The 12,842-nt window shown below is 60.5% G+C and carries 10 protein-coding genes and 1 rRNA gene; 7 read left to right on the top strand and 4 right to left on the bottom strand.

From position 1 onward, the window contains the following. Positions 1-494: 494 nt before the first annotated feature. Both RE4_RS30350 and pdxA read right to left on the bottom strand, forming a co-directional pair. Positions 495-1,262, bottom strand: coding sequence for a DeoR/GlpR family DNA-binding transcription regulator (locus RE4_RS30350; RefSeq protein ID WP_060939893.1), 768 nt, complete (start codon positions 1,260-1,262; stop codon positions 495-497). 27 nt (positions 1,263-1,289) lie between these two features. Next, positions 1,290-3,530, bottom strand: coding sequence for a 4-hydroxythreonine-4-phosphate dehydrogenase PdxA (gene pdxA, locus RE4_RS30345; protein WP_060939892.1), 2,241 nt, complete (start codon positions 3,528-3,530; stop codon positions 1,290-1,292). Between the two features lie 212 nt (positions 3,531-3,742). Between pdxA and RE4_RS30335 the strand changes: the two genes are divergently transcribed. Genes RE4_RS30335 through RE4_RS30305 form a run of 7 tightly spaced genes read left to right on the top strand, consistent with a single transcriptional unit; the run spans position 3,743 to position 10,731 of the window. Next, positions 3,743-5,320 carry an ABC transporter substrate-binding protein gene (locus RE4_RS30335; protein ID WP_007732494.1) on the top strand — a complete coding sequence of 526 codons (1,578 nt, stop codon included), beginning with the start codon at positions 3,743-3,745 and terminating at the stop codon, positions 5,318-5,320. Positions 5,321-5,324: 4 nt separating this feature from the next. Continuing rightward, positions 5,325-6,329, top strand: coding sequence for an ABC transporter permease (locus tag RE4_RS30330; RefSeq protein ID WP_007732496.1), 1,005 nt, complete (start codon positions 5,325-5,327; stop codon positions 6,327-6,329). Further along, a complete protein-coding gene (locus RE4_RS30325; RefSeq protein WP_019746660.1) occupies positions 6,329-7,276 on the top strand; it encodes an ABC transporter permease in 948 nt (315 codons plus the stop codon). Before RE4_RS30330 ends, RE4_RS30325 begins: the two co-directional genes overlap by 1 nt. Before the next feature lie 3 nt (positions 7,277-7,279). Beyond that, positions 7,280-8,113 (top strand): ABC transporter ATP-binding protein, encoded by an 834-nt coding sequence (locus RE4_RS30320; protein ID WP_052740907.1) that lies wholly within the window; start codon positions 7,280-7,282, stop codon positions 8,111-8,113. Further along, entirely contained in the window at positions 8,110-8,976 is an 867-nt protein-coding gene (locus RE4_RS30315; RefSeq protein WP_060939891.1) for an ATP-binding cassette domain-containing protein, read from the top strand. Before RE4_RS30320 ends, RE4_RS30315 begins: the two co-directional genes overlap by 4 nt. After that, positions 8,976-9,935: an aldo/keto reductase gene (locus RE4_RS30310; RefSeq protein ID WP_060939890.1), complete on the top strand. Its 960-nt coding sequence runs from the start codon at positions 8,976-8,978 to the stop codon at positions 9,933-9,935. Before RE4_RS30315 ends, RE4_RS30310 begins: the two co-directional genes overlap by 1 nt. Before the next feature lie 34 nt (positions 9,936-9,969). Then, positions 9,970-10,731 carry an HpcH/HpaI aldolase family protein gene (locus RE4_RS30305; RefSeq protein WP_060939889.1) on the top strand — a complete coding sequence of 254 codons (762 nt, stop codon included), beginning with the start codon at positions 9,970-9,972 and terminating at the stop codon, positions 10,729-10,731. Positions 10,732-10,794: 63 nt separating this feature from the next. On the opposite strand, the gene RE4_RS30300 is transcribed toward RE4_RS30305, so the two are convergent. Together RE4_RS30300 and rrf are read right to left on the bottom strand one after the other, a co-directional pair. Continuing rightward, a complete protein-coding gene (locus tag RE4_RS30300; protein WP_007732506.1) occupies positions 10,795-12,219 on the bottom strand; it encodes an aldehyde dehydrogenase family protein in 1,425 nt (474 codons plus the stop codon). A gap of 403 nt (positions 12,220-12,622) precedes the next feature. Then, a 5S ribosomal RNA gene (gene rrf / locus RE4_RS30295) occupies positions 12,623-12,739 on the bottom strand. Positions 12,740-12,842 lie beyond the last annotated feature (103 nt).

Genomic DNA, 12,842 nt, shown 5'->3' with positions numbered 1-12,842 from the left:
CCGAACATCAGAACCGAAACCCGAAGGCCCGGAACATCATCCGACATGTAAAGTACCAAAAAATATTTGGCACTGACATTCATCGACACACTGTTGAGTTCTCAAAGAACACGCACACACCATCACCACGACCCTATGGCCGCCGCTCCGGGGCAACTTTTCCAGCCTATCCCATCATGATCATCGGCGCAAACCGCTGAACATTCGGGGAAGAACTGGAGGTGAAGCACAACCATACACGATGGAAACTACTTCGAAATTTGGTCAGGCACTTCGTACAACCTCGTGTCACTCGCCGTGAAGGCGGGAGTCGGTGTCCGTGTCGCTCTGACTTGGAATAAGTTACGCGTCCGCCGAAGTCTTTGACAAATCCACAGGTCAGAGACTCGGAGGTATCCATTTCCCCAGCAAGATTGCCCGTTTCAGTCGATTTTCACCAATTCGGACATCATGTGACGCCGGACACCGTGCCCGGATCGGCACACAGCGGGAACTCACACCACTTGGACTCGGATACCTACATCCTCGAACAACGCGACTTGCTTTGCGTCTACTGCAGCATCGGTAACCAGCACAGCCCCCGGCGGTATCGGCGCCCACGCATGGAAAGGACGTTCACCGAGCTTGGCGGAGTGGGCGAGGATGTAGACCTCGCCGGCACGTTCGATCATCATTTCCTTGAGCCGGGTCTGATCGAGCTCAGCTTCACAAATACCCAGGTCAGCGGTAACTGCATCGGCACCGAGGAATGCCTTGTCAAACGACACCCTCTGCAGCGACGCTTCCGCCAGTGGCCCGACGAATCCTTGACTGAGCTGCCTCAGCGTCCCGCCGAGACATTCGACTCGAACACCATCAGCGTCGGCTAACGCCTCGAGCGCCGTCAGCCCTGCAGCGATCACCGTCAAATTCGTCACGTGACGTAAGAACTCTCCCATCGCTCCGACGGTGGTACCTGCATCAAGGAGCACGGTTTCTCCGGGCCGGACCTGCTCAGCAGCCCATTCGGCGATGCCCCGTTTGGCGTCGAATCCCTCCATTGCGCGTTGACGCAAGGAGGATTCCGGATGAGGGTTGAGAGCAATCGCACCGCCGTACGTTCGAGCAATTACTCCCTGGGCAGTCAACTGACTCAGGTCGCGACGAATCGTAGATGCAGTCACCCCGAATTGGGCAGACAGATCCTCGACACTGGCCAGACCGCTGGTGCGAGCGAGCCTCGCAATCTCCGACCGCCTCGCCTCCGACTCCCGGATGGCCATCGCTCCTCCCCCTACAAACCCTGGTGCTTACTTGGAAACGAATGTGCTGGTTGCCAATTCGGCCGCCTGCCGCAGCGCTTCGACCATACTACCGGCCTCGGCGATGCCCTTACCTGCAATGTCGAAAGCGGTTCCGTGATCGACGGAGGTACGGATGACAGGTAACCCGACGGTGATGTTGACGCCGGCCTCGATCCCGAGAACCTTGACCGGGCCGTGCCCCTGATCGTGGTACATCGCAACGATCAAGTCGTAGTCCCCACGTCCAGCGAGGAAGAATGCCGTGTCCGCCGGCAGTGGGCCGTGGACGTCGATTCCTTCTGCCTTCAAGAGTTCAACGGCGGGAATGATCTTCTGCTCTTCCTCTCCGTACCCGAAAAGCCCGTTCTCCCCCGCATGCGGGTTGATCCCGCACACGCCGATTTTCGGAGATGGATTGCCCGTGCGCACCAAAGCTTCGTGACCTCGACGAATGGTCCTCTCGACCAGGCCGGGCTCGATCCTGGCAACTGCATCGAGCAGTCCGATGTGAGTGGTCACGTGAATCACCTTGAGCTTGGGGGTCGACAACATCATCGACACCTCCTCGGTACCGGTCAGGTGCGCAAGCAATTCCGTGTGTCCGGGATAGATGTGTCCTGCCGCATGCAGCGCTTCCTTGTTCAGCGGCGCCGTGCAGATCGACTGGACTTCACCGCGTACGGCGAGTTCGCTTGCGACGCGGATATATTGATAGGCCGCATCTCCCGCGGCTGCCGACAGTTCACCCCAGGCGAGATCCTCGGGTAGCAAGTCCAGGTCGATGACGTTGATCCGTCCATCGATGAATTCAGCATCCTTGATCTCCTCGATCGCGACCACGTCGACGTCGATTCCGAGCACCGTGGCAGCCAATCGCAAACGCTTCGCGTCGCCGACAACAACAGGGCGGCAACGCTTTCTCGTTTCGGCGTCGAGGAGTGCGGGGACGATCACTTCCGGTCCGACGCCGGCGCCGTCGCCCATCGTGACAGCAATCAGCGGCAGTGGAGTGGATTCGATTGACATGGGATTAACCTCGTTGTCTGAAGGTGGACTGTCCGGAGCGTCGACCGGGATGGGGCGCGCGAGAAACTTCGTTATAGAGAAAAGACTGTGTGCATTCCCGAAACTGCCTGGCCGCGTGACGATGTACCGTCCGGTGTGGTCGACGGAAAGCACGGCGCCGTGTTCAATTTCGTAAATCGGTGACAAAGTGTCGATCCGCAGGCGGTCGAGAACGCTGCGCGCGGTTTCGCCACCGGTAAGAACCAAGTCGATCGGGTACTCGCCGTGGGAGAATCCTGCATCGACGGCAGCGATCAGATCGGCGAGAGCCGAAACGAGATGGACGGATTCTGCAGGCACGACAGGTCCACTTACCGAAACCACGACGTTTCCGCAATCCAGTGCGTTCAGAATCGGAAGCGGATCGACCGAATGCGCCAGGAGTTCAGCACTGTTCACTTCGATATGGTGCGCACCTGAATCCCGAAGCAATTCCACTTGGTCCCCGGCAGACGCATCCGCCGTCCCCACAACCACCAAAGTAAATCGAGAATCACGAAGAGATGGGCGCACGACGGGTGACTGCACGGTTCGTCGTCGTGCCACTGCCGTTGCGAGCGCCGAGGTTCCTACCAATCGAGAACCCCGAACCTCCTGTGCTGCAGCCACAATCAGTTCCAGATCACTGTCGGTCTCGACGTCGCAGATCGCCACCGACCCGGCTTCTGAGATCGACGCAAGAACCTGACTCAACCGCCCGGAGCGAATGTCGTCCAGCGATACGCCAGAAGTAATTGCCGACGAGCCGAGCGCCTCCGCAATCGACCGAGGAGCCGGCTTCGACTCCGCGCGCCACAGGTCGGTGGCGTGCAACGCAACCCCATCGACCAACACCACCCCACCTTGCACCGTGCGCCCTTGCCTGGGCAGTCCGGCGGCGACGATGACCGGGGATCCGTCGCGGGAGAGTTCTCCAACCTCCGCCGCTATGTTGCCCCTGAGCAGGGAATCGATCTTCTTGACGATCTCGGAGCCGTCAGACGATTGCAGAACTGATCTCACGTCACGAGAGGCTCTGGCGGGGTCGGATCGCCGTGAGTGCAGATCGAAAACCGTCACTCCTGATCCGTCGGGCGCACCTGGGCCGAGTCGAAGCGATATGCCCGAACTGCGGAGCAGAAATCCTGCGGCCGACTCCGCGGCTCCGGAAAGATCATCAGCGATGATTACCAGTGGTTTCATCGAATTCCTCGACCCCCTTTCGGTCTGAATCGAGTATGCACAGCATCGCAACCGATGCGCGAAGTACGCAATCGAAGTTACGGGACTTGCGCGAAGTGCGCAACAGTGCCATTGTGAGCTGAGTTACAAGCGAGAGCCCGACGCGATTGTTCACCAACAGTCCGCTCGGAGCGTCGCCCCCACGCTGCCCCGTCAGGATCGAAAGGTCACCGATGACCAATACTCGTTTGCGAACACCACAGCTCTCCCGGCGATCCTTTCTGCAGTTCACCGGGCTGATCGGTGGCGCAACGCTTCTGGGCACGACTGCCGCGTGCGCCGGCCCTACCGGGAAGCCGACCCAGGACACCCTGGTGCTCGGGCTCAACCGTTCGCTCGTCAGCCTCGACAACAAACTCAATCAATTCGACGCAGCAGTCACGGCTCAACGTGGCGTCAGACAAGGTCTCACCCGGATCGGCGACAATCTGACACCGCAACTCGTTCTCGCTGACAGGTTCGAATCGACCGGCCCGACCGAGTGGACGGTTCGACTCCGCGAGGGCATCCGTTACTCCGACGGCACACCTGTGCTGATCGACGACGTCACGACGGCAATGCAGATGTACCAGCAGGTCAGCGGATCGTTTGTCGCACCGCAGTTCCCCGAGTGGCCGACGGTCGTCCCCATCGACGATCGCACCTTCATCCTTCGGACGAATTCCCCGGTGCCGGTTCTGGACTCGCTCATGTCCAACATCTTGATCACCCCGGCCGCTGCCAACGAACCCAACGAACTGCAGAGCGGAATCGGGTCTGGACCGTTCGTCGTCAGCGAATCGAACCGGGGCACCGGCGATTACACACTTGTCGCCAATGACAACTACTGGGGCCCGGCCCCTGGCGTTCGTCGTGTTCAGGTCCGCTTCATTCCCGAAGAGGCCGGCCGCGTCGTCGCACTTCGGAGCGGCGAGGTCGACGTCATCGACTCGATCAGTCCCGATTCCGCCGAACAACTCGCCGACCTGCCTGGTGTCCAGGTGGACACAGTGCCGAGCACACGCATCAACCAACTGTTCTTCAACTTCCGCAAGCCCGCCGATCACCCACTGTCCAATCCGCGTGTCCGAGAAGCTCTCACGTATGCCATCGACGGTGAGTCACTCGCTCGGGACGTGCTGATCGGATCCGCAGTCCCGGCCACCGGCCCCGCACCGTCGACCTTGGACGGAGCCGTGAAAACCGGTACTTACCAATATGATCCACGGAAAGCGCGGCAGATGCTCGAGGCCGAAGGCGCCGACGACCTCGAACTCACCTTCATCTGGGAAACCGGAGAGTTCACCAACGACGTCTCGGTGATGGAATCGGTACTCGAAATGATGAAGGCCGTGGGAGTACGCGTCAAACTCCAGCAGTTCGAACCGGGCGGTGACATCTCGTCCTGGCGCCAGGGCAAGACCGGCGACTGGGATGTGCTGGGCAACGGCTACGGCAACCAGACCGGACTTGCACTGACCACGTTGCAGGGGATGTACGCCGGCACAGCGGAGAAGGAAGCAACTCGCGACACCTATCACGGGTACGTCTTCCCCGAAATCACCGCGAAGATCCAAGCCGCATCCAGTGAACCAGACCCGACCAAGCGCGCCGCTCTACTCGACGCCGCACAACAAGACATCTGGAACACCTGGCCTTGCCTGTGGAGCTTCGTACCCAACGCACTCCTTGCGAAACGCACTCGTGTACAAAATGTTTCACTGACCCCGATCAACTCCTACGACCTCGGCGCCGTCCGATTGGAGGCCTGAGGCGATGACTCTCACCGCTCCGAAACCGCAAACCGCTCTCGGAATCTCTCCGCGTCGGCGCACAAGGATCAACCCGACCGTCAAATACGTGCTCAAACGCTTGGCACAGAGTGCCTTGACGATCTTCCTCACGCTCACAACAGTGTTCGTCCTGATCCGAATGGCTCCCGGCGATCCTGCCTACGCCTTGGCCGGACCGCTGGCCAGCACGGAGGATCTAGCACAAATCCGTGCTGACATGGGCTTGGACAAGTCGGTGTTCTCTCAATATCTGATCTACCTGTGGGACCTGGTCCATCTGAATCTCGGCACGTCGTACTCGTTCCAGGCGCCGGCCATGGACGTTGTCCTCGGCCGTCTCCCGTACACCATCACCCTGGCCGTCAGCTCCATTCTGCTGACCGCCGTGCTCTCGATTCCGCTGGGCGTGTGGATGGCCCGTCACGCGGACACCCGACGTGAACTCGGTGCGAACGTCGTAGCCGTCGGCGGGCAGTCCATGCCGGAGTTCTGGAGCGGCCTGATGCTGGTGACGATCTTCGCGGTCTTGATCCCAGTACTCCCGGCAGCCGGTTTCACCACATGGCCGTCGTTGATCCTGCCTACCGTCACCATCGCCATCCTTCAGATCGCGTTGATCTCCCGGATGGTTCGACGCGAAATGGTCTCGGCCTTCGCTTCTCCGTACATCACGGTCGCACGTTCTCGCGGAGTATCCGAACGCGAACTCACCTGGCGATATGCGATGCGTAATTCTGCGATTCCGATCGTCACCGCGCTGGGCACCAGATTTGCCGGAATGCTGAACGGCGTCGTGGTGGTCGAAGTCGTGTTCGCCTGGCCTGGTGTCGGCTCGCTGGTGGTCCGCGCACTCGAGACTCGCGACTACCCGCTCATCCAGGCCACCGTGCTTGTCACTGCGGTTCTCGCCGTGCTCGTGCAACTGGCAGTGGACCTCCTCTACCCCCTCCTGGATCCACGCGTGCGACTCGGAAAGGGCGCCAACTGATGACTACCGTCTTGGAACCTCCAACAACTCCACGCGCCAGCGCGGTCACCGAGGCAGACTTCGCACGCGCCGGAGCCACGCGCCGTAAGCGAGACAGCCGAGTCAAGATCTGGGCCGGCTCGATCTGCGCGCTCCTGGTGATTCTTCCTGTTGCATTGGCGGGACTACTCCCCCTTGCAGATCCGAACCAGACCAACCTGAGCAGTCGACGGCTACCGCCCCTCACCGACGGCCATCTGTTCGGCACCGATCAGTTGGGACGAGATCTCCTCTCACGGATCCTGCACGGCGGCCAGGTGTCTCTGACGATCGGTATTCTCGCCGTGATCGTCTCCGGGGTCATCGGCATAGTCGCCGGATCCGCCGCGGGGTACTTCGGCGGCTGGGTCGACACCGTCATCTCCCGCCTACTCGAAGCACAGCTTTCTCTGCCTCTGCTGATGATGCTGCTTCTCGTCGTTGCGCTGTTCGGTCCGTCCATTCCCGTCATCACGTTTGTCATCGCGATCGCGCAGTGGCCCGAGGTCGCACGGTTGACTCGCTCATTGGTACTCGTCGAACGCGAAAAGCCTTACGTAGCTGCAGCTCGAGTCCTCGGACTTACTCGCATGGCAATTCTGCTTCGTCACGTCATTCCGAACATCGTCAAGCAGGCCTCGCTCGTCGTCCTGCTGCTGCTCGCGCAGGCCGTACTGCTGGAAAGTTCGTTGAGTTACCTCGGCGCCGGACCGCAACGTCCGTTCGCAACGTGGGGACGAATCATCGCCGACGGCCAGGACTACATCACCACGTCATGGTGGATCGTCACGTTGACCGGTCTGATGATCGTGCTGCTGGTCGTCGGAGTGAACCTACTCGGCGATGGTCTGCGCGATCGTCCTGCAGGTTCGAAACGACTGGGCGCAAGCCTGTTCGGGCGTGGCAACGCCCAGAAAGCAAAGGCGTGAGACATGGGCAATCTACTACGGGTCGACGACCTCCAGATCGAACTTGTCACGGCGAATGGCGTCATCCGAGCCGTCGACGGGGTGTCCTTCTGCATCGACGCCGGTGAAACCGTCACCATCATCGGTGAATCCGGCTCCGGAAAGTCGACCACGGCCATGGGAATCCTCGGACTGCTTCCGGACGATCTCGCCGTTCTTTCCGGGAAAGCCGTGTTCAAAGGCCAGGACATTCTCGGAAACACGAAGATCTTGAACGATATTCGTGGAAAACACATCGCCCTCATCCCCCAGGACCCGATGACGGCTCTGAGTCCCGTCCACACCATCGGTAGCCAACTTCGAGAAGCAGTGCGCCACAGCGGTGTGACCGCGAAGAAGCAGCAAATCGAGCGGGCAGTGCAACTGCTCGAGCAGGTACGCATTCCGTATCCGGATCAGCAACTCGACAAGTACCCGCATCAACTGTCGGGTGGAATGTTGCAGCGCGTCCTGATCGCCGGAGCTCTTGCTGCCGGCCCCGAACTGATCGTGGCCGACGAACCCACCAGCGCATTGGACGTCACCGTTCAGGCCGGGATTCTGGATCTATTGCTCGAATTGCAGGAACGCACCGGGATCGGAATGCTGGTCATCACCCACGACCTCGGAGTCGCCCGACTCGTATCCGATCGCATTTACGTGATGAAGGACGGACGTTTTATCGAGACCGGTAGCGCCGACGTTCTCGTCGACTCACCGCAAAGCGCCTACACACAAAAGCTTCTCGACGCCATACCGCACCTGGGGCCTTGGGATGGCGACCCCGCCCGTTCAACACAGATCGGAGCCTCGGCATGAGCCCCCACGAAACGCCACTTCTCGCCGTCGAAGATCTCGTTGTCGAGTATCCGGTTCCCGACGGAGTTTTCCGAGCCGTGGATGCTGTGAGCTTCTCGGTGGAAAAGGGCAAGACCCTGGCCATCGTCGGCGAATCCGGATGTGGCAAGTCGACAATCGCTCGATCTATCGTCCGACTCCTCACACCGACCAGTGGACGCATTCTCGTCGACGGCAATGACATCGCGCAGATGTCGGAGAAGTCACTGCGCCCCTTCCGCTCTCGCGTTCAAATGGTGTTCCAAGATCCGTACGGATCGCTGGATCCCCATCTGACTGCCGAGGACATCATCGGAGAACCACTGCGCCTCAAAGGTGTTCGGAGCAAGTCTGAACGCGCCAAGGCAGCAGCAGAACTCGTCGATCGCGTTGGCCTGCCCAGCTCGGCACTACACCGGCGTCCGGCGGAGTTCTCCGGTGGCCAACGTCAGCGCATCGGAATTGCCCGTGCACTTGCCAGCGGACCCGAGATCCTGGTCTGCGACGAAGCAACCAGCGCTCTCGACGTTTCGGTGCAGGCGCAGGTACTCGCGCTCCTACGTGAAATTCAGGCCGATACCGGTCTGACGTACGTTTTCATCTCACACAACTTGGGCGTCGTCCGAGAAATCAGCGAGACCGTAGTCGTGATGTCGAAAGGAACCATCGTCGAATCCGGTTCCACAGACACAGTTCTCGCCAGTCCGCGCGAGCCGTACACCCGCGCACTACGAGGCGCTGCTCTCGATCCCACCACCATGGTCGGCATCAAACCACGCCACGTGGTGGCAGCCCTGTCCAAGAACTTGCTAGCCAAGCAGACCGAATCACGAGGAGTTGCCTGATGACCGCCCCACTCGAGCTTCCGAAACTGGTGCTCGGCACTATGACCTTCGGAGATACGGTCGACATATCGGGTGCCGGATCGATGCTCGACGCAGCACTAGGCGCCGGTATCTCACACATCGACACGGCGAACGGCTATGCGGGCGGCGAGTCCGAGCGCATGCTGGCAAAACTGCTCCACGGCCGACGCGATTCCGTCACTCTGGCCACCAAAGCAGGAATGCCACACCCAGATGCCGGTGACAACAGCCCACTCTCGGCAAAGGGACTCCGAGCAAGCATCGAAGGAAGTCTGCGCAGACTCGACTCGGACTACGTCGACCTGTTCTATCTCCATCAGCCGGACCGAACCGTCACGCTGACCGAAACTCTTACCACCGTCGCGGAACTTGTCGGTGAGGGCAAGATCCGCACACTCGGCGTATCCAACTTTGCCGCGTGGCAAATCAGTGAAATCAACTACACCGCAGACACAGTCGGTGCTCCGCGACCGATCGTCGCACAACAGCTCTACAACTTGCTCGCGCGTCGCATCGAAGAAGAATACGCAGAATTCGCGGACGTGACCGGACTGACCACCATGGTCTACAACCCACTCGGTGGGGGCCTGCTCACCGGGCGCCACACCTTCGAGGAAAACCCCGTCGACGGCCGATTCGGCGACTCCCGTCTTGCGTCGATGTACAAGGAGCGATACTGGAACACACAGATCTTCGACGCCATTGCACAACTGACGGCGATCGCGGAACAGTCGGGCATCTCCCTGACCGAGCTTGCGTTGCGCTGGCTGGTCAGCAAGCCCGTCGCCGGATCGCTGCTCCTCGGAGGATCCAAAGTTACGCACCTCGAATCCAATATCGCGGCCATCGGGCGAGGTCCACTCGACGCCTCGACCGTCGAAGAGTGTGACCTCGTCGGTGCCGCCCTACGAGGCCCCATGCCCAACTACAACCGCTGAAACACCCGACCTTCATCAGGAAGAGTTCTTCACTATGTCAGCACAGGAATTCGCCGCACGTATCCGAGGACGCGAACGCATTCTCGGATACTGGTCCGTCATCGACAGTCCGGTCTCGACCGAATGGATTGCGCACGTCGGCTGGGACTACATTGCCCTCGACATGCAGCACGGCCTGATCGGCTATTCGGGGATGGTCGCCGGGCTCACCGCCATCGACTCGTCACCGTCCACTGTCGGGATGGTGCGCGTCGAGGCAAACAATCCGACGCCCATCGGCCGTGCACTCGACGCGGGCGCTGTGGGCGTCATCGTTCCGCTGATCAACAGCGCCGAAGAGGCAGCGGCCGCCGTGGCAGCCGCCAAGTATCCGCCTTTCGGCATCCGCTCCTACGGACCCATGCGCTCGCAACTCCGTATCGGCCCTGTTCCCGCCGACGCGAACCGCGACACCGTTGTCTTTGCGATGATCGAGACCCCACAGGGTCTGGCGAACGTCGAAGAGATCTGCGCAGTGCCCGGATTGGACGGCGTGTACGTCGGGCCGTCCGACCTACGAATCGCCGTCGGCGGTAAGCACTCCAACGATCCGGACGTCGCCGAGGAATTCGAAGCAGCGCTCACCAGGGTGCGCGAAGCTGCCGCCGTCAGCGGAGTCGCTGCGGGAATCCACACACCTTCCGGTCAGGTTGCGGCACAACGGCTCGGGGAGGGCTACACGTTCGCGACCGTGGCCTCGGACCTGACACATCTGGCGAACATCTCGGCTCAGCATTTGGATGCCGCCAAGTCCTGATCCGGGTACAAAAATGGCGATGCTCCCGCACTTGGTACGGGAGCATCGCCATTCTCGAACAAACTATCGCTGAATCGCCTTGATCTCGAGGAACTCTTCGAGCCCGAACGTGCCGGCCTCGCGCCCGACGCCCGACTGCTTGTACCCACCGAACGGAGCATTCGTGTTGAAGGCGCCGCCGTTCACCTCGACCTGCCCGGCCCGCAGTTGCCGGGCGACGCGATCCGCGCGATCGGGGTCACCTGACCAAACGCCACCGGCCAGTCCGTACTCGGTGCCGTTGGCGATCCGCACTGCGTCGGCCTCGTCTTTGTAACCCATGATCGAGAGGACCGGTCCGAAGATCTCCTCGCGCGCAATGGTCATGTCTTCGGTCACGTTCGCGAACACCGTCGGCCCGACGAAATATCCACTGGCCAGACCGGTTTCGCGACCGTCGACAACCGCGGTGGCACCTTCCGACACACCCTTCTCGATATATCCGCGAACGCGTCCCAGCTGATTCGCGTTCACCAGAGGACCAAGCACCGAAGTCGGCTGAGTCGGATCACCTACCGGGAAATGAGCGGCGACTGCAGCAGCAATTGCCGCTGCCTCATCTACCTTCTCCGCGGGAACCAACATACGCGTCAGCGCCGAACAGGTCTGGCCCGAATTGATGAAGCACTTTGCGACGCCATCCGTGACAGCCTTTTCGAGATCGGCGTCGTCGAGAATGACATTCGCCGACTTGCCGCCCAGCTCGAGCGAGACCTTCTTGATGGTGTCCGCGGCAACGATGGCCACTCGCTTGCCTGCCCGAGTCGACCCGGTAAAGGAGACCATGTCGACCTCAGGGTGGCCGGCGATGGCTTCGCCCACTACCGGACCGTAGCCACTCACCAGGTTGAATACACCTGCAGGCAAACCAATTTCGTCGAAGATGTCAGCGAGAGCGTACGTGATGAGTGGCGCAACCTCGGTGGGCTTGAGAACCACGGTGCAGCCCGCGGCGAGCGCACCGCCGACCTTCAAGACAACTTGGTGGAGCGGGAAGTTCCAGGGAGTGATGGCGCCGACAACACCCGCAGGTTCGCGAACAATCAGCGAATTCCCGACCTCGTGAGCGTCGAAATCATAAGTGCGAGCCAATTCGGCAAATGCATTCAAATTCGCGAGCGGCATTCCGATTTGTACGGGCTTCGCGAATCCAATCGGCATTCCCATATCCTGCGAAACAAGCGCCGCAAGATCATCGGTGCGTTCGGCAATTATCGCCGCGGCCTTGGAAAGATATTCGGCGCGCTCACCGCCGGATAGTGCAGACCAGGCAGGGAACGCCTTTCGTGCTGCCTTCGCGGCCGCGTCGACATCTTCGACAGTGCCTTCGGCGACAGTTCCTATCAGCTCTTCGGTAGCCGGATTGAGAACGTCGATCCGACCGCTGCCAGTGGATTCGATCCAGGCGCCATCAACATAGATTTTGGTGCGGTCGAGAATATCGGTCATCGAAGCCTCCGTAGTCATCACGCGTGCACAGGTGAGGTGGGCCCGATCACACGGGGCACCTCTTCCGAGCCTAGCCACGCTCGACGGGTTCCGTGGCGGGTTGGTATCGCGATTGGCGTTCGACTGACGAGACCTGTGGTGAGCGCAGGCTTTTCGCGGATCGTGTGAACGTATCGTTCCCCTCGTCTAGGAGGGTGAGAGTGTCGTTCACTCGATCCCGGACGGGGTGGTGAGCCGGCCGTGCTCTTCTGCTCGTGATGGTGTGAACGGTACGTTCGGTCGATCTGAGGCGACGAACGTACCGTTCACACGATCAGAGGGTGCCGGCGACGGGATGTTTCGGGGTGTTTTGGGTACGAGAAAGCCCCCCAACCATCACTGGTTGGGGGGCTTCTCAAGTTGTGTTCGGCGGTGTCCTACTCTCCCACACCCTGTCGAGTGCAGTACCATCGGCGCTGAAGGGCTTAGCTTCCGGGTTCGGAATGGGACCGGGCGTTTCCCCTTCGCTATGACCGCCGTAACTCTATGAAACTGTCACAGTAACCAACCTGTGATCCAGATCCTCCACACACCCACCACCCGTCAATATCAAGGGGTGATCGATGATGGATGATCGAAATCAA

It is taken from the genome of Rhodococcus erythropolis NBRC 15567 (assembly GCF_001552595.1).
GTDB classification, from domain to species: Bacteria; Actinomycetota; Actinomycetes; order Mycobacteriales; family Mycobacteriaceae; genus Rhodococcus_F; species Rhodococcus_F erythropolis.
This window is presented reverse-complemented; position numbering and strand designations above follow the sequence as displayed.